Source organism: Micromonospora sp. NPDC050276 (assembly GCF_044459545.1).
Classification (GTDB): Bacteria; Actinomycetota; Actinomycetes; order Mycobacteriales; family Micromonosporaceae; genus Micromonospora.
Genome location: NZ_JBITJA010000008.1, coordinates 216686 through 233017 on the forward strand (window position 1 = coordinate 216686; position 16332 = coordinate 233017).

Annotated in this window: 20 protein-coding genes; 7 read left to right on the plus strand and 13 right to left on the minus strand. The window is 73.1% G+C overall.

Annotated elements, in window-relative coordinates:
- Window positions 1-133 precede the first annotated feature (133 nt).
- From ACIBF8_RS19670 to ACIBF8_RS19680, 3 genes are read right to left on the minus strand one after another with little or no spacing between them, the layout of a single operon-like run.
- Window positions 134-484 (minus strand): DUF3140 domain-containing protein, encoded by a 351-nt coding sequence (locus ACIBF8_RS19670; protein ID WP_396784621.1) that lies wholly within the window; start codon window positions 482-484, stop codon window positions 134-136.
- The gene (locus ACIBF8_RS19675; protein ID WP_396784622.1) at window positions 484-696 is read right to left on the minus strand and encodes a hypothetical protein; all 213 of its coding nucleotides are present in this window, start codon (window positions 694-696) and stop codon (window positions 484-486) included. Before ACIBF8_RS19675 ends, ACIBF8_RS19670 begins: the two co-directional genes overlap by 1 nt.
- A complete protein-coding gene (locus tag ACIBF8_RS19680) occupies window positions 693-3251 on the minus strand; it encodes an ATP-dependent Clp protease ATP-binding subunit (RefSeq protein ID WP_396784623.1) in 2559 nt (852 codons plus the stop codon). The genes ACIBF8_RS19675 and ACIBF8_RS19680 overlap by 4 nt, the downstream gene beginning before the upstream one ends.
- Before the next feature lie 140 nt (window positions 3252-3391).
- Between ACIBF8_RS19680 and ACIBF8_RS19685 the strand changes: the two genes are divergently transcribed.
- The 5 genes from ACIBF8_RS19685 to ACIBF8_RS19705 all read left to right on the plus strand — a co-directional run bounded on the left by ACIBF8_RS19685 (window position 3392) and on the right by ACIBF8_RS19705 (window position 8685).
- Window positions 3392-3784, plus strand: a complete 393-nt coding sequence (locus ACIBF8_RS19685) for a hypothetical protein (RefSeq protein ID WP_396784624.1) — start codon at window positions 3392-3394, stop codon at window positions 3782-3784.
- Between the two features lie 152 nt (window positions 3785-3936).
- Window positions 3937-4197 (plus strand): hypothetical protein, encoded by a 261-nt coding sequence (locus ACIBF8_RS19690; protein WP_030490934.1) that lies wholly within the window; start codon window positions 3937-3939, stop codon window positions 4195-4197.
- Between the two features lie 6 nt (window positions 4198-4203).
- The gene (locus tag ACIBF8_RS19695; RefSeq protein ID WP_396784625.1) at window positions 4204-5358 is read left to right on the plus strand and encodes a hypothetical protein; all 1155 of its coding nucleotides are present in this window, start codon (window positions 4204-4206) and stop codon (window positions 5356-5358) included.
- Window positions 5351-8026 carry an FtsK/SpoIIIE domain-containing protein gene (locus ACIBF8_RS19700; RefSeq protein ID WP_396784626.1) on the plus strand — a complete coding sequence of 892 codons (2676 nt, stop codon included), beginning with the start codon at window positions 5351-5353 and terminating at the stop codon, window positions 8024-8026. The genes ACIBF8_RS19695 and ACIBF8_RS19700 overlap by 8 nt, the downstream gene beginning before the upstream one ends.
- Window positions 8023-8685 (plus strand): hypothetical protein, encoded by a 663-nt coding sequence (locus ACIBF8_RS19705; protein WP_396784628.1) that lies wholly within the window; start codon window positions 8023-8025, stop codon window positions 8683-8685. Before ACIBF8_RS19700 ends, ACIBF8_RS19705 begins: the two co-directional genes overlap by 4 nt.
- Before the next feature lie 217 nt (window positions 8686-8902).
- Here ACIBF8_RS19705 and ACIBF8_RS19710 read toward each other — a convergent pair whose 3' ends face one another.
- Window positions 8903-10177, minus strand: coding sequence for a cupin domain-containing protein (locus tag ACIBF8_RS19710; RefSeq protein WP_396784629.1), 1275 nt, complete (start codon window positions 10175-10177; stop codon window positions 8903-8905).
- 12 nt (window positions 10178-10189) lie between these two features.
- On the minus strand, window positions 10190-10495 hold the full coding sequence (locus ACIBF8_RS19715; RefSeq protein WP_396784630.1) for a hypothetical protein: 306 nt from the start codon (window positions 10493-10495) through the stop codon (window positions 10190-10192).
- A 157-nt stretch (window positions 10496-10652) separates the two neighbouring features.
- Between ACIBF8_RS19715 and ACIBF8_RS19720 the strand changes: the two genes are divergently transcribed.
- Window positions 10653-11432: a DUF72 domain-containing protein gene (locus ACIBF8_RS19720; RefSeq protein WP_396784632.1), complete on the plus strand. Its 780-nt coding sequence runs from the start codon at window positions 10653-10655 to the stop codon at window positions 11430-11432.
- Window positions 11433-11474: 42 nt separating this feature from the next.
- Here the strand turns inward: ACIBF8_RS19720 and ACIBF8_RS19725 are convergent, their stop codons facing one another.
- The 6 genes from ACIBF8_RS19725 to ACIBF8_RS19750 form a co-directional block, all read right to left on the minus strand.
- Window positions 11475-11903 carry a DUF2267 domain-containing protein gene (locus ACIBF8_RS19725; protein ID WP_396784635.1) on the minus strand — a complete coding sequence of 143 codons (429 nt, stop codon included), beginning with the start codon at window positions 11901-11903 and terminating at the stop codon, window positions 11475-11477.
- Window positions 11896-12081: a hypothetical protein gene (locus ACIBF8_RS19730; protein ID WP_112587444.1), complete on the minus strand. Its 186-nt coding sequence runs from the start codon at window positions 12079-12081 to the stop codon at window positions 11896-11898. The genes ACIBF8_RS19725 and ACIBF8_RS19730 overlap by 8 nt, the downstream gene beginning before the upstream one ends.
- A 527-nt stretch (window positions 12082-12608) precedes the next feature.
- On the minus strand, window positions 12609-12797 hold the full coding sequence (locus tag ACIBF8_RS19735; protein WP_396784636.1) for a DUF397 domain-containing protein: 189 nt from the start codon (window positions 12795-12797) through the stop codon (window positions 12609-12611).
- A gap of 54 nt (window positions 12798-12851) precedes the next feature.
- Window positions 12852-13019: a hypothetical protein gene (locus ACIBF8_RS19740; protein WP_396784638.1), complete on the minus strand. Its 168-nt coding sequence runs from the start codon at window positions 13017-13019 to the stop codon at window positions 12852-12854.
- A complete protein-coding gene (locus ACIBF8_RS19745) occupies window positions 13016-13174 on the minus strand; it encodes a hypothetical protein (RefSeq protein WP_396784639.1) in 159 nt (52 codons plus the stop codon). The genes ACIBF8_RS19740 and ACIBF8_RS19745 overlap by 4 nt, the downstream gene beginning before the upstream one ends.
- A 104-nt stretch (window positions 13175-13278) precedes the next feature.
- A complete protein-coding gene (locus tag ACIBF8_RS19750) occupies window positions 13279-13464 on the minus strand; it encodes a hypothetical protein (protein ID WP_396784641.1) in 186 nt (61 codons plus the stop codon).
- A gap of 170 nt (window positions 13465-13634) precedes the next feature.
- On the opposite strand from ACIBF8_RS19750, the gene cutA reads away from it, so the two are divergent.
- The gene (gene cutA, locus ACIBF8_RS19755; protein WP_396784903.1) at window positions 13635-13967 is read left to right on the plus strand and encodes a divalent-cation tolerance protein CutA; all 333 of its coding nucleotides are present in this window, start codon (window positions 13635-13637) and stop codon (window positions 13965-13967) included.
- Here cutA and ACIBF8_RS19760 read toward each other — a convergent pair.
- Window positions 13921-15144 carry a helix-turn-helix domain-containing protein gene (locus ACIBF8_RS19760; protein ID WP_396784642.1) on the minus strand — a complete coding sequence of 408 codons (1224 nt, stop codon included), beginning with the start codon at window positions 15142-15144 and terminating at the stop codon, window positions 13921-13923. The two genes, cutA and ACIBF8_RS19760, sit on opposite strands and share 47 nt — an antisense overlap.
- A 280-nt stretch (window positions 15145-15424) precedes the next feature.
- Window positions 15425-16294, minus strand: coding sequence for a DUF72 domain-containing protein (locus tag ACIBF8_RS19765; protein WP_396784644.1), 870 nt, complete (start codon window positions 16292-16294; stop codon window positions 15425-15427).
- Between the last annotated feature and the right edge of the window lie 38 nt (window positions 16295-16332).

Below are 16332 nucleotides of genomic sequence, written 5' to 3' on the forward strand. Positions count from 1 at the left end.
CCCCGGGGCCCCGGGCCCCCCCCGCGGCGGGGGCGGTTCTCCCCCGCCGCCCGCCGCCCCCCCCCCGGGGCCCCCCCCCCCCGGGGGGGGGGGCCCCCGGGGGGCCGCCCCCCCCCGCCGCGGGTGGCCTCGCTCAGCGTTCGACGAGCGGGTCGTGGCCCAGGTCCAGCAGCGAGTGCCGCCAGGTGTCGTCGGCGTTGCCGCGCGAGGGCTTGGCGTCCATCAGCTCGCGGATCCGCTCGACCGCCTCCCGCATCACCTCGATGTCCTCCGGGGTGAGGTCCACCTTGCGCTTGTTGAGCACCTTGAGGATCTCCCGTCCCGGTTGGGGCAGGTCGAGATTCGGGTTCGGGCCGAACGACTCCTCCCCGGAACCCCGGGTCAGCAGCCAGGTCCGCAGCTGCTCCGACGGGACGTTGACCTCGGCGTGGAAGTCCTCCCAGAGCACTTCCACCTCGGGGTCGAGCCGCGCTTCGCGTACCATCAGGTCTCCTCTCCGGGTGGTGGCCCGGACGTCTCCGGGTCGTCCTGGTCGGTCTTCGGATGCAGGCCCTCGGCGGGCACCCGGGTGCGGCGGGGGTTCGCGGTGGGCGGCGCCAGGATCGGGCCGGGATGGTCGTCCTCGTCCCGGGGTTTCGCGGACTCCGCGGGCTCGTGCGGGTCCTCGTGTTCGTCCCTTCGCGCCGGCCCACTCATCGCGGGTGTGTGGTCGTGGCGGCGGTGTACCCCCGCTCGCCCGCGGTCACGTCGAAGGTGAGCGCGCCGTCACGCGCGTCCACCGTGACCTTCTGCCCCGGCGAGATCGCCGACTCCAGCAGCATTCGGGACAGGTGGTTGTCCACCTCCCGCTGGATCACCCGGCGCAGTGGGCGGGCGCCGAACTCCGGCTGGTAGCCGTGTTCGGCGAGCCAGTCGATGCCGGCGGTGGTGAACTCCACCTGGAGATCCTGGGCGTGCATGCGGCGACGGGTCTCCTCCAGCAGCAACGCGGTGATGTCGCGCAACTGCTCGGCCTCCAGCCGGCGGAAGATGATCACCTCGTCGATGCGGTTGAGGAACTCCGGTCGGAAGTTCTCCTGGAGTCGACGCATCAACCGTTCGCGCAGCTCGTCGTTCTCCTGGTCGCTGCCCGGAGCGCCGGTGCCGAAGCCCACCGCACGCTGGGTACCGGTGATCAGCTCGGAGCCGAGGTTGCTCGTCATGATCAGGACGGTGTTCTTGAAGTTCACCGTCCGCCCCTGGCTGTCGGTGAGCCGCCCGTCGTCGAGCACCTGGAGCAGGATGTTGAACACGTCCGGGTGGGCCTTCTCGATCTCGTCGAGCAGCACCACCGCGTACGGTCGGCGACGCACCGCCTCGGTGAGCTGGCCGGCCTCCTCGTAGCCGACGTATCCGGGCGGCGCGCCGACCAGCCGGCTGACCGTGTGCCGCTCCTGGAACTCGCTCATGTCCACCCGGACCATCCGGTCCGCCTCGCCGAACAACGCCTCGGCCAGCGCCCGCGCCAGCTCGGTCTTGCCGACGCCGGTCGGGCCTAGGAACAGGAAGCTGCCCATCGGCCGCTCCGGGTCGGCCAACCCGGCCCGGGAGCGACGGACGGCCTCGGCGACCGCGGTGACCGCGTCGTCCTGACCGACCACCTTCTGGTGCAGGTGGCCCTCCAGACGCAGCAGCCGGTCGCGTTCCTCCTCGGTGAGCTGGCTGACCGGGATGCCGGTGGCCCGGGAGACCACCTCGGCGATCTCCTGCGGGCCCACCTCGGGCACCTGGGAGCTGGACGAGCCGTTCTCGCCGTTCGCGCGCCGGATGTCCGCCTCCAGCTCGGCGATCCGGTCGCGCAGCGCGGAGGCCCGCTCGTACTGCTCGTCGGTGACGGCCTGTTCCTTGTCCCGGCGTACCTCGTCGAGTTCCTGCTCCAGCTCCCGCACGTCGGACGCGGGCGTACGGGTGCGCAACCGCACCCGGGCACCGGCCTGGTCGATGAGGTCGATCGCCTTGTCCGGCAGGAACCGGTCGGTGACGTACCGGTCGGACAGCTCAGCGGCGGCGACCAGCGCCTCGTCGGTGAAACGCACCTGGTGGTGGGCCTCGTAGCGGTCGCGCAGCCCGCGCAGGATGGCGATGGTGTCGTCGACGCTGGGCTCGGGCACCAGCACCGGCTGGAAGCGTCGGGCCAGGGCGGCGTCCTTCTCGATGCTCTTGCGGTACTCGTCCAGCGTCGTCGCGCCGATCACCCGCAGCTCGCCTCGGGCGAGGGCGGGTTTGAGCATGTTGGACGCGTCCATCCCGCCCTCGCTGCCGGCGCCACCGGCCCCGACCAGGGTGTGGATTTCGTCCATGAAGATGATTAGCTCGTCCCGGTGCGCCCGGATCTCGTCGATCACCTTCTTCAGCCGTTCCTCGAAGTCGCCCCGGTACCGGGTGCCGGCGACCAGGCCGGCCAGGTCGAGTTGGACGACCCTCTTGCCGAGCAGGGTCTGCGGTACGTCGCCGTCGCAGATCCGTTCGGCCAGCCCCTCGACGATGGCGGTCTTGCCGACGCCGGCCTCGCCGATCAGCACCGGGTTGTTCTTGGTACGCCGGGACAGGATCTCCACGGCCTGCTCGATCTCGTCGGCCCGCCCGATCACCGGGTCGATCTGATCGTTGCGGGCCAGGTCGGTGAGGTCCTGCCCGTACTGGTCCAGGGTGGGGGTGCCCCGGTCCGGCTTCGGCCCGGTCATCGGCCCGCGCTCGGCGTTGGCGGCCTGCAACGACTCGGGTTGGATCCGGCCGGCGGCCAGCATCCGCCCGGCCGGCGATTCCGGGTTGAGCGGCAACGCCATCAGGATGTGCTCGGGGCCGATGTAGTTCGCGCCCATCGCCCGGGACAGCTGGTGGGCGTCGAGCAGCGCCCGCTTGGCGGCCGGGGTCAACGACAGGTTCGGCGGCACCTCCCCGCGTGGCGCGCCGTCGCCCTTGCCGCCGAGGGCGTTGAGCAGGGTGTCCGGGTCGGCGCCGGCCCGGCGTACCAGGTCCCGTAGTTGTTCGCGTTGCAGCGCCGCCCAGAGCAGGTGGTCGGTGTCCAGGTCGCTGCTCTGCCGTTGCGCGGCCCGCCGGGCCGCGTCGGCCAGCATCTCCCGAGCGTCGGCCGTCATCAGTCGGGTGATGTCGACCCGGTGCGGCGGTCGGCGCCCTCCCTCGCCCCGGCCGAAGTACCTGGCCAGGAATTCGTCCCACGGGTCGGAGCCGATGTCACCGGGTCCCATCATGTCTGTCCTCCGCAGTAGGGCTCGGCACGGTCGGCAGGGGCTACCCGGCGCGCGCCCCGACAAACGCCGCAGCCGGCGGGGCACCGGCAGGTCGGGAGTGGCGTCGGGCCGGGACGGGTCGTTGGTGGCAGGCTGACGGGATGGATGAGACCCCGCTGCTGATCGTGGATGGCGCCAACGTGGTGGGCTCCCGCCCGAACGGGTGGTGGCGCGACCGGGCTGGGGCCGCGGCCCGGCTGCGCGACTCGCTCGCCCCGGTGGCGACCGTCGGGTTGCCGGCCCGCCTGACCGCCCCGGTGGAGGTGGTCCTGGTGGTGGAGGGGGCCGCACGGGACGTGCCGGGCACCGACGGCGTGCGGGTGGTCTCCGCGGCCGGTTCCGGCGACGACACGGTGGTCGAGCTGGTGGAGGGCGCGCCACGGCGTCGCCGGCTGGTGATCACCGCCGACCGGGAGTTGCGGGGGCGGGTGACGGCGCTGGGCGCCGAGGTGTACGGCCCGCGCTGGCTCCGCGAGACCCCGACCAGCAACTGAGGAATTCTCGCACTGGGACTCCCACAGATCGGACTCCCGGCACTTCCGAGGGCCTACCGGACAGGCGGGCAGGAACACCGACAGGGCGGATGTTCTTTCGCGACCGGCGATAGGCTCTAATGGAGATCTCCCCGCCCCCAGGAGGTTCCGCCGTGGCGAGCGTCGCCGAGCTGAAGGCTGCCATCGATGTCGCCCTCCAACAGATCGGGGACGGGCAGACAGCCGTGCAGGCGGCCGGCGAGAAACTGTCCGAGGCACAGCAGACCCTGGCCGGGGCGCTGGAGGGCAGCGGGCACGAGACCGTGGAGGCGGCCCAGGCGTCGCTGACCCAGGCCAGTCAGGAGCTGGAGGACTGCCTCGCCGCGACACTTGTCGCGGTGGAGCAGGCGCAGCTCTACGTCTCCACCCTGTAGGCCGCCATGTCCATCATCGAGGATGTCGGCGGGCAGGTCCGTGCCGCCACCGAGGAGTTCCCGGTGGCCCTGCTCGGGCAGGCGCTGGAGAAGTTCGGCCTGGCCGCGGAGCGGCTGCGCTGGGTACGACAGGAGTCGGCCAACCCGATGGGGGTGCCCGAGCTGTCCGCCGCCACCGAGCACGCCGAGAGCGCCGGCTACGCGCTGCGGGTGGCACAGGAACAGCTGTCGGCGTACCTGACGGCGATCGGGCTCGGCGCGGACGGCGCCCCGGCTCCTCGCGGTGAGCAACGCGCTCCCCGACACGACACGCCGCCCGACGCCGGGCCGACCGCCGTGGCACCGGAGCCGGCTGAGCAGGTGCGCATGCGCCGCTGGTGGTCGGTGCGGGTGGCCGAGCTGACCGGCGGGCGAGCGGGCACCGACGACGAACCCGACGAGCGGGTGGACGACTCCCAGGAGTTGCTGCGCCGGGTGGTGGGTGGTGTCCGCTCCGGCGACCGGGACCGGCTCCGCACGGAGCTGCGCCGGGCCCCGGCCGACGTGGGGCTGGGCATGGCAGCGCTGGCGCCACCGCTGCTGCGCGAGTTGGCCGGTGAGCTGCTGGGGCACCCGCCTCGCGCCACCGACCTCGGGCGGCTGCGCGGTGAGTTGGACGGGCGCGTCCGCGACCTGCTGCCCGGGCTGCCACCGCCGGTGCTGGAGACGCTGCTGACCCGGGTGTGCCGGATGCCGCCGCCGCGCGCGTCCGGGGAGCCACCGCACGCCGCCGACTCCGCGGTGACCGCCGGCGTGGCGACCGGGTTGCTGCTCGCCCGCCTCGGCCGGGACCTGCCGGCCGGCGGCGCGAGAGAACCGGCGGGCGCGAGAGAGCCGGCGGGCGCGAGAGAGCCGGCCGGCGCGGGGCAGCGAGGCGACGCGGGGCAGCCGGCGCGGGCCGGACAAACGGCGGGCGCGGTGCAGCCGGGCGGGACCGGGCGGCCGGCGGGCGCGGTTCCCCGCGCCGGCGGCGCGGTTCAGCGGCCGGGCACCGCCGGTGCGCAGCGCTCCGGTGGTCTGCCGCCGCGTTCGGGTGGCCTTCCACCGCGCTCCGGCGGGCTGCCCGCACGCTCGGGCAGCCCCTGGCGGGACGCGCCGACGCGTCGGGGCTCCGATGGCTGACCGGCGCGGTCAGCTGGCCAGCCGGGTCCGCGACACCCTCGCCGAGGCGTTGGGCGCCACCCGTACCCGGCTGTCCGCGGCGCAGGCCGACCTGACCGCCGGGCGGGAACGCCTGGCCCGGGTCCAGCGGGCGGCAGCGGCCGTACCGCAGCGGGTGGGCGCCCAACGGGACCGCCGTATCGCCGAGATCGATGCCCGCTACTCCACCCGGATCGCCGAGTTGGCCCGGCGGGCCGCCGACGCGGCCCGTCAGGAGGCGCCCGGCTGCGCGGGGGCCGACTGGGCGGGGTGGGCGCCGACGCCCGCCCGGCGGGCCGAGCCGCCCGGCGCGCTGCGGGTCGGCACGGTCCGGATCGACGGCGTCGACCCGGTGCCCGCGCTGGTGCCGCTCCTCGACGCCGGGCACGTCCACCTCTCCGGAGACGACCGCGCCGGCTGCGACGCGGTGGTCTCCGCCTTGCTGCTGCGGGCCGTCGGCCGCGCCGACCCCGGGGCGGTACGCCTGATCGGGTACGACCCGGATCAGCTCGGTGGCGGCCTGGCCGGGTTCGCCCCGCTGGGCACGGCGGGGCTACTCACCTTCGTCGGCCCCGGCGGGCTGAGCCCGCTGCTGGACGACCTGGTGGAGCAGATCCGCCGGATCAACGAGACGGTCCTCGCCGGCGAGTACGCGTCGCTGCGCGAGCTGGCGGCGGCGACCGGTCGACGACCCGAGCCGTGGCGGGTGGCGGTGCTGCTCGGCGGCGAGGAGCTGAACCGGCACGAGCGCGGGCAACTGGACCGGGTGGTGCGCGCCGGCGCGGCCTGCGGCGTACACCTGGTGGTGCACGGTGTGCCGGTGCCGGAGGATCCGACGGTGACCCGGGTGGTGGCCGGGGTGTCCGGCGCGCGGATCGGCGGGTCGGCCGGGCTGCCGGTCCGGCTCGACCCACCGCCGCCGGCGACGCTGGTCACCGAGACCTGCCGGGACGTCGCCGCCCGGGTGAACGCGGGCCCGCCGCCGACCCCCTTCACCGACCTGCTGCCGCCGCCGGAGCTGATGTGGCGGGAGGACTCCGCCGACGGGCTGACCGCGCCGATCGGTGAGGGTCCGCACGGCCGGCCCGTGCGGTTGACGCTGGGCGACTATCCGCCGCACGCGCTGATCGGCGGGCCGTCCGGCACCGGCAAGACCAACCTGATCTTCGCGTGGATCGGGGCCCTGGCGGCCCGCTACTCCCCCGCCGAGCTGGAGTTCTACCTGCTGGATTTCAAGGAGGGGGTCTCCTTCGCACGGTTCGCGCAGGGCCGGCGCGACCCGAGTTGGCTGCCGCACATGCGCCTGGTCGGCATCAACGTCAACACCGACCGGGAGTTCGGGTTGGCGCTGCTGCGCTTCCTGGCCGAGGAGCTGCGCCGGCGCGCCGACGCGGCCAAGAAACACGAGGTGACCAAGCTGGCCGAGCTGCGGGCGGTCGACCCGACCGGGCACTGGCCCCGGATCGTCGCGGTGGTGGACGAGTTCCAGATGCTGCTGGCCGGCCGGGACGTGGTCGCCCGGGAGGCGGCCGACCTGCTGGAGGACCTGGCCCGGCGCGGCCGCTCCCAGGGCATCCACCTGGTCCTCGCCTCCCAGGACGTGCGGGGCATCGAGGCGTTGTGGGGCCGCCCCGCGCTGGTCGCCCAGTTCACCCTGCGTATCGCGTTGCCCAAGGCGCTGCGCATCCTGGCCGAGCGCAACGACGCCGCGCAGTCGCTGCCGCGCTGGCACGCGGTGGTCAACGCCGAGTCGGGCATGGTGGAGGGCAACGAGGTCGCCCGCATCCCGTCGGCCAGCGACTGGGAGACCTGGAGCGGGTTGCAGCACCGGCTGTGGCGGATGCGCCCCGCCGACGCGGCACCCGCCCGGCTCTTCGACGGCGACGCGATCCCCCAGCTGGCGGACGCCCCGGACTTCCGGGCGCTCGCCGCGCCGCCGGACGGCACCGCGCCGCGCAACCCGGTGGCGCTGCTCGGCGAGATCATCGACGTGCAGTCCCGCTCGGCGGCGCTGCGGCTGCCGCGCGCCCCGGGCCGCAACCTCGCGGTGCTGGGCACCCGTGTCGACGAGGCGTGCGCGGTGCTGGACGCGGCGGCCCGGTCGCTGGCCCGCCAGCACCCGCCGGGCACCGCGCGGTTCTCCATCGCCTGCCTCGACCCGGACGCCGATCCGATCGCCCGCGCCCTCTACGACGACCTGGCCGACGACGCCGCCTGGTACGACGAGGAGACCGTCGGTGAGCTGATGGCCGAGACGGCCGACGGGCTCAGCGGTCCGGGCAGCCCGCATTATCTGCTGCTGTTCGCGGTCGACGCGGCAGCGGGCGCGCTGGCCGCCCGCGCGGGACGGCGGACCGGCCTGGAGCAGCTGCGCCGGATCCTGCACGACGGGCCGGAACGACGGACGCACGTGCTGGCCTGGTGGCGGGGCGTCGCCCGGATGCGCGCCGACCTTGGTGGGCCGGCCGCCCGCACGGACCAGATCGGCGCCTGGGTCGCCCTGGACGCGCACGGCGGCGAGCTGGGCTCCTCGCTCTACCCGGGCACCGGCGGCCCGGACTGGTATCCCCGTCCCTGGCGGGGGCTCTTCTTCGACCGGGCGGTCCACCGCACCGGACAGGTGATCATTCCGTATGGACCCTCGCGATGAACGAACCGGTGACCAGCGAGACGTACGCCGCGCAGCTGCGACGGCTGGCCGACCTGACCGCGCGGGTGCGCGAGCAGCGCGCCGAGGCGCACACCTGGCACGAGCGGCAGTGCGCCGCCGCCGAGCGGGCCGTCGCCGACGCGGCCGAGCAGCTCCAGAGCGCCGAGGAGGAGCTGGTCGCCGCCCGTGAGCAGCAGGAACGGGTCGACGCCGAGGTGGCTCACCTGTGGCAGCAGGTCCGCTCGCGCCTCGGTGCCCGCCGTCTCGGCGGCCCGCCCGCCCCGACGAACGGCACCGGTGCCACCGATCCGGTGCCGCTGCTCGCCAAGGCCCGCGACCTGCTCGACCGGGCCGGGCAGCCGGGTGAGCTGCCGGGCTCGGTCAACCCGCTGTTGGCGCTCTGTGGAGTGGCCGGCGGTGTGCTGGCGTACGCGCTGGGTGCCGGCGCCCGTGCGCTCGGCGCCGGCTACGGCGGCGACCTGGCGGTCGGACTGCCGGTGCTGGCGCTGGTGGTGACGCTGCTCGGGCCCCTGGTCGGCCTGGTGCCGGCCCGGGTGCTGGCCGATCGCCGGCACGCGGTGCTCGGCCCCCGACCGATCACCGTGGTGATCGGCGCGGGTCTGCTGACCACGGCGCTGCTGCTCATCCTCGGCCGCTGACCCCCGCATGCGGCGGCCCGCGCCCGCCGGCCCGCGCCGGGCGACGCGCGTCGGGCGGCGCGCGCCGGTTTGGCCCTCCCGCCGGGCGGGCGGCGGCGTGATCGACTCGGCTTTCTGGAAACCGCGCTGTCCCCGCCCTCCGGACACCGCGACTTCCTGAAAACCGAGTCGATCAGCGACCCGCCCGTCCGGTCGGGAGCGGTCGAGCATTTGCCGGTCAGGCCGGGACCAACACGGCCTCGCGGAGCAGCCGGCGGGCCAGGGTGACCCGGTCGGCGTCGTCGGGCAGGCCGGGCAGGTCACCAACCCGGGTGACGGTGCCGGTGAGCAGGGCGCGTGCGGCCGGCTCGCAGCTCGACGGCAGGGTGATGGTGCGGTCGAACAGCCGGATCGCCACCGTGTCCGACCCGTGCGGCACCAACTGCCAGCGCAGGCCGGGCCGCAGGGCGACCCGGGAGTCGGCGTCCAGGGTGGCCAGCGCGTCAGCCTGGGCGAGTGGTCGGATCGGCGCCGGGCGGGCGGCCGGCCAGGCGCGCTGTCGCAGCCGCGCGGCGACCGCGCTCGGGTCGGCGCGCAGCAGCCAGTCCCGCAGGGCCTCCACGGTCTCGGTCAGCTCCGGCTCGATGGCGTCCGGGTCGGCGACGTCGGTGCCGAACGGCAGGGTGGCCCGCAGCCGCTGGTCCTCGGCGGCCAGCGCCAGCAACTCCTCGACCAGGGCGTAGCGGGTGAGCGCGCGGATGCCCACGGTCAGGTGCAGCGAGCTGGCGTCCTGCGCCTGCGCGCTGTGCAGCCAACCCCGGGGCAGGTAGAGGGCGTCGCCGGGGGCGAGCACCACGTCCAGCGCGGCCGGGCCCTGCGCCGTGGCCCCGACCTCGTCGGCGCGCCCACCCCACGGTTGCTTCTCCAGCGGGTCGGGCAGCACCGGCGGGTGGATCCGCCAGTGCTTGCGGCCGTCGACCTGGAGCACGAACACGTCGTGGGTGTCGTAGTGGGTGGCGAACCCCTGGCTGCCGGCCGGGGTCAGATAGGCGTTGACCTGCAGTGGCTGGTTGAGCGCGAGGCCCAGGTCACGGGCGAAGTCGACGAGCGGCGGCCAGATCCGGTGCAGACCCTGCAACACCAGGGTGGCGCCGGAGGCGTACTGCTCCAGGACCCGCTCGTCGAGCACCTGGTCGCCGATCTCGGCGCCCGCGCCGCCGCCGCCAGTCCAGCGCGACGCGGCGACCAACTGGCCGTCCTTGGCGACGCGCAGGAACGGGGTACGCAGACCCCGCCGGCTCAGCAGCTCGTCGGCGTCGGCGGGGCTGAGCAGGTCGGTGAAGCCGGCCGGGTCGGGCAGGTCGGCGGCGCGGGACAGCAGCGGCGTGTGTCCCCAGTGCGCCGCGGCGAACTTGGCCGGTTCCACCGAGACGCAGCGGGCCAGCGCCGCGGCGGCAGCCGGGGACGAAACCGCCGGGCGGTGATGGCCGCCCGGCGGGTCGAGGTACGTCATGGCGTGCCGCTACTACCGGGCGCTGCCGTCAGCGCCACCGTCCTGCTGGCCCGGGGTGGCACCACCGTCGGCGGGACCCTCCGCGCTGCCGTCCGCGCCACCGTCGTGCTGACCCGGAGTGGCACCACCGTCAGCGGGACCCTCCGCACTGCCGTCCGCGCCACCGTCGTGCTGACCCGGAGTGGCACCACCGTCGGCGGGACCCTCCGCGCCGCCATCGGCGCCACCGTCGTACTGACCCGGAGTGGCACCACCGTCGGCCGGGCCCTCCGCGCCGCCGCCGCCGGTGGTCTGCATGTCGTCATCGTTGAGTGCCATCGGTACTCCCTCGGGTGTGCCGCCCCGCCGTAGCGCCGGGGTCCGTCATGCTGCGGGTGGTACCCCACGCGCGATCTTCTCTAACCCTCACCGTAGACGCCGAACCGGGGCGACACGGGCGGTTCACTCGCGGCGGGGTCAGTGCCAGGATGGGGTGGTGATCCTGGTGGGCACATCCGGCTGGCAGTACCGGGACTGGCGCGGCCGCTTCTACCCGCAACGGCTGCCGCAGCGACTCTGGCTGGAGCACTTCGCCGCCGGGTTCGCCACGGTCGAGGTCAACAACGCCTTCTACCGGCTGCCCGAGCGGGACACCTTCGCCGCCTGGCGGGCACGGACCCCGGCGGACTTCTGCGTGGCGGTGAAGATGAGCCGCTACCTCACCCACATCAAGCGGCTACGTGACCCGGCCGAGCCGGTGGCCCGGTTCCTCGGTCGCGCCACCGCGCTCGGCGACCGGCTCGGCCCGGTGCTGCTGCAACTCCCGCCGAACCTGCGCTCGGACGTCGAGGCGCTGGACGCGACGCTGCGCCTGTTTCCGGCCGACGTGCGGGTCGCGGTGGAGCCCCGGCACCCCTCCTGGTGGACCGACGCCACCCGGGCGGTGCTGGAGCGGCGTCGGGCGTCGCTGGTCTGGGCGGACCGGCTGGGCCGCCCGGTCGCGCCGCACTGGCGCACCACCGACTTCGGGTACCTGCGGCTGCACGAGGGTCGGGCGCGGCCCTGGCCCCGCTACGGTCGTGCCGCGCTGCGCTCCTGGTTGGGGCGGCTGACCGACGCCTTCGGCGCGGACGAGCCGGCGTACGTGTATTTCAACAACGACCCGGGCGGCGCCGCGATCGTGGATGCCGTCGCGTTCGCCGCGCTGGCCCGACGGGCCGGGCATCCGGTGTCGCGGGTACCGAGCGCCGCCGAGGCGGACGCCTCCGACGACTGAGCCCGCCCGACGGCGGTCGGGCGGGCTCACGGCGTCAGGCCGTCACGGCAACATCATGGCGAGATCCTTGGGCATGGTGTCCTTCACGTCCTGCCACTCGCCCTGGGTGACGTGTCGGCGCAACGTGTCCAACACCACCTGCGTCACCCGCTCCGGGCCGCCCTCCACGTCGTACGGGAAGCCCTGCCGCACTTCGTAGAGGAAGTCGTCGCGGTTGAGCTTGATCGGTACGTCGGACGGCACCCAACCGTCGAAGTAGATCCCCCGGACCAGCACCGGCAACTGTTGGGCGAACTCCACGCTCTCGTCCACCGGCAGCCGGTCGCGCAGCAGGTGCAGCACGGTGCGCAGGGCCGCGTACGACTGGTTGCGTCGCTCCTTCGGCCAGCCGTAGGCGTTTTCGATGTCCTTGAGAATGAGGTTCGTCTTGTCCAGCGAGGACTCGAACGCCGAGATCATCGAGTCAGCCATCGGTCGACCCCCGTTCCGTGGTGTCCCACCGTCGGTCGTCGGCGCGCCGTGGCGGCCCCACCGGGCCACGGCGCGCCCGCACCGGGCTGCCCTGCGGGGCGCGCCGGGCGTTGTCGGCCGTGCCGACCACGTGCAGGACGGCACCGCGCCGTCGATCCGTCACCAGTCGAACCGTCATCCCCGTCACCTCCGTGTCGTCTCCGGCGTCGACCGTCCACGGACGGCCGTACCCACCGCGTCCACCCTGCTCCCGGGTCGGGTGAGGCGGCCTCACCCCGATCGGGTGAGGCGGGAACGCCGGATCAGTCCGTGCCGAGGAGCCCGCCCAGGGTCGTGGTCGCGGTAGCAGTTGTCTGTTTGGGCGTTAGCGACCTGCTTACCACCGAACCGCGCCTGGTCCTCGCCCTCGGCGTCGCCGCCAAGTCGCCGGAACTCCTACACCCCCGCGACGAAGTCATCAGTTCCCACAGCCCGGCGCCGCCGGGATCGACCGGCCCCCGGGTCGGTCGGCCAGATGCCCCGCTGCCGCAGCCGGCACTCCGGCTCCGGGCAGTCGCAGTACCAGCCGAGTTCGTCGCTCGGGATACGGTCGCCGCCGCAGGTGTGCTTCGGGACGAAGATCCGGGTCATGCAGCCGAGACACTTCGACGGGCGCGGCTGGGGCGCCGGCCCCGAATTGGGAGCCGACCCCTCGTGTTCCATCGGTCAGAAGGTCTGGCCCGCGCGGACGGAATCGACGAACGCCAACCACTCGTCCTCATCGACGACGATCTGCGTCTCCGGGCGCTGCGAGTTCCGGAGGATCCGGCTGCGGTCCCTGTCGATGGCGACCTCCAAGCAGTTCGAGCCGGAGTTGTCGCATTTCTCGGGCCGTACGAAGTTGAGCTGGTCCACGATGTATCTCCTTCTCTCAGCCGGCCGTCGGGTACGGCCGGTCATCGATGCGGCTTACTCGGGGAGTAGCAGGTCATGGACGGTGAGTTGGCCGAACGCTTCCGCCCATTCCCAGCACCGGGCGGCGGTCCGGCAACGCGGGCAGCGGCCCTTCACACCTTGGTGCTCGACGAGGGTCTGCCGCCACCGTGCCGCCAACCGGACCAGGGCGTCGGCCGTCACCGCCGGTCACCCGCGGCGGTCGCGGCCAGGACGTCGACCTTGACCAGCAGCTCCCAGCACCACGGCTTCGTGCAGTCGGAGGACTCCCATGCGCACTCCAGCCCGTGTCCGCACACCCAGGCCCAGGCGGGGTCATGGGAGTCGTGGACGGACACGATCCGAATGTCGTGGCAGGTGTGGCCGGGCTGCCCAGGCGCGATCTGCCACTCGCCGGCCCGCACCGACAGGCACGTGCCCGGGGCAGGCATCGTCCTGGCGGTCACCGGTTCAGCCCGTCGTACAGGTGCTCGGCCCGCCGCTGCCGAGCCAACGCGAACACCCGCTGCTGGGCTGCAGCCTGCTCGCGTTCCTGGATGCGCTGGCCGTTGTCGGGGGGCATCGGTGCCTGCCGTTGGGGCCCCGGTCGGTGCCACAGCAGCCGCCACAGCTCGACGATGGTGTCCATCGGGATCTGCTCCCTCCACTCGCGGACGCGGCCGGGCCTCGATCAGAGAATCGTTCGCCGGGGCCTCGCGCCCTGCCTGTGCAGATAGCATCTCGGCGGCAGCCGGGGTGATCCAGGCTGGCAGTGTCCGCTGGTTGTCCTCGCTGTCCGCGGACAGCAACGCCGCTAGGGTGTGGCGGGTGAGCGACTACCTGCAGGTGTCAACGGCCACCGAGACGCGCGACGTCGGCGTGCGACTTGCTGAAGGGGCGGTCGGCGCTCGGCTCGCCGCCAGCGCGCAAGTCATCGGGCCGGTCACGAGCGTGTTCTGGCACCACGGGGAGCAGGGTTCGGGCGAAGAGTGGCAGGTGCTGCTCTACACGACAGCAGAGCGGTACGCGCAGCTAGAGCGGTTCGTTCTTGATGAGCATCCTTGGACGAACCCGCAACTCAGCGCAGTGCCTATCGTGCAGGGTTCTACGGAGTACCTGACGTGGTTGAGCCGCTCAGTCGAGGACGGGTAGACGCGGCGGCCGCTAGGGCCTGCAGCTCGACGACGCAAGGCATCGCGGCGTGCGGCTCCAGGCGGTGCAGGAACGCGTCGAGGCGTTGGCCCGGGCGGATGGAGCCGACGCCGCTGGCAAGGCGGACGGCGCTACCGGCCGCTTGACAGGCCTGCTCGATCTCGTTCGCGTCGAGGTAGGCGTCGGCAAGCCACGACAGGTAGAGCGCCTTGTCGCGGGCCTGCGTGTCGCAATAGGTGCCCAGAGCTCGCTCCAGTACGGGAATCGCGCGGATCGGCCGGTGAAGTACCGTCCAGCATCGACCCGTCATGATCTCGCCTTCGAGGCGATCGACCCAGTACACCCAATCCGGCTCGGGCCGGTCATCATGCCCAACGAGGAAGGTCATGCCGATGCCGAGGTGCCGGTCCGCCGCCATCGCGTCACCCGTGACAGCAAATGCCCACGCGGCCCGCAGATGCAGAAGTGCCCGCACTCCCGGCGTAGCGGTGGTACCAGCAGCGTCGCAGGCCGCGCTGGCGGTATCGGCCGCCTTGCCACCGCTGGCGAGCTGCTGATAGGCCAGGAACGCCAGTCCGTTGCCCGTGAGCGCCTGGTCCTCGGCGTCGCGGGCTGCCGCGAGGCTGACCCGGTAGAGCCGCTCGGCGTCCGAATGGTCACCAGCGTCGAACGCGGCCCACCCGGCCAACTGCGCCTGTTCGGCAAGAATGGCCAGCAGTTGCCGGCCGGTGGCCTCGCTGTAAGAACCGTCCTGAATCAGTCGTGTCGTGGAAGCAACCTCAGCGGTGTACAGCGGCTGGGTGTCGGCGCCGCCGAGGTAGTTGTCGAGCCGGCGAAGCCGTGCAGTGCGATCAGCGAGCCGGCCGGGAAAGGCCTTGCCGACGTGGCGGCCGTGGGCGAGCACGGTGTGCGGAAGAGCAGCGGCCAGTCCGGCAGCGGCGACGAACTCGCGGCGTCGGATACCCGGACGCACGGCGGCGAGCGCGGCCAGCTCACCGCCGGCTTGGAGAGCATCATCGACGCGTTGGGCGGCCTGCGGGGTGGGCACCTTCACTCCGGTCTCCAGCTCGTGCAGGTACGTCTTCCCGTGGTAGGTGAGCCTGGCCAAGTCGCGCAGAGACAAGCCTCGCTCTCTGCGGAGCTCGAGCATCCGGCCAGGAAACGACGGTTCAGTCATACTGCCACCCCAGGTAGAGGACTGGGCAGCGGCACCGCCGACTTCTACACCGACGGGCCACCATCACCGACGGTACTGCCGGTGTGCCCACCCGTCACGCTTCCCCGCCGCCTGCGACACACCACAGGCCCACCGGCGGCGTCGTGCCGTAGCGGCGACGCCCCGCCGTGCCCGGACAGCAAATCCGGGTGCGGCTGTCGCGGCCGTGAAATCATGAGGCGCGCGTTTATCGGAACCAGGAGCGACATGCCACACTCCCAGCACGGCGGATCGGTACATCTTACCTGTTCAGCAAGCCAATGAGCGTCGCGGCGTTGGTCTGGGCGTAGTCGCGGTAGCAGTTGTTCATGAGTACGTGGGTCTGCCCGGCCTCGTCGGCCAACTCCCGCAGCTTCGGTGCCCAGTCGGCCAGTTCCCGCTTGGAGTAGTGGTAGCCGAACTTCTCGTGAATGTCCTTGCTGGTCCACTTGTCGCTGTGGCCGTGGAAACGCATGACCGCGAGGTCCGCGGTGGCGGCCAGCACCGGGGGCAGCGACGAGCGGTGGCCCTGCGGCATGTCCACGCAGACGTACGGCAGGTGGTGCTCGCGCAGGAAGGTCAGGGTCTCGTCGGCGTTGTCGCCGTCGAACCAGGAGGCGTGCCGGAACTCGAACACCGGGCGCAGCGGCGCGCAGCGCTTCGCCACCTCCAGCAGGTACTGCTTGTTGGCCCGCTTGATGGTGAACCAGGGCGGGAACTGGAACAGCAGCGCGCCCAGCTTGCCCGCCTCGACCAGCGGGTCCAGGGCGGACAGGAAGCGCGTCCACACTTCCTCGTACGACTGCGCGGGCAGGTCGTCGGGGTAGACGTTCTTCTTGTCGGTCTCCGGGCGCAGGTCCTTGTAGAGGGCGCTCACCCGGGTCGGATGCCCGGTCAACAGGCTGAACGCCTTGATGTTGAAGGTGAAGCCGGCCGGGGTGCGCTCGGCCCACAGCCGCGCGGTCGCCTCGGCCGGCGGCGAGTAGTAGGTGGCGTCCACTTCGACCAGCGGGAACTTCCGGGCGTAGTAGGCCAGCCGCTTCTCCGGGGTGTCCGCGGTCTGCGGATACCACCCCGAGTCCAGCAGCGTGCGGTCGGTCCAGGACGCGGTGCCCACCAGGATGTCACCCATGGCTGAAGTCCATCGCGTCGCGGACCGACCGGCAACCG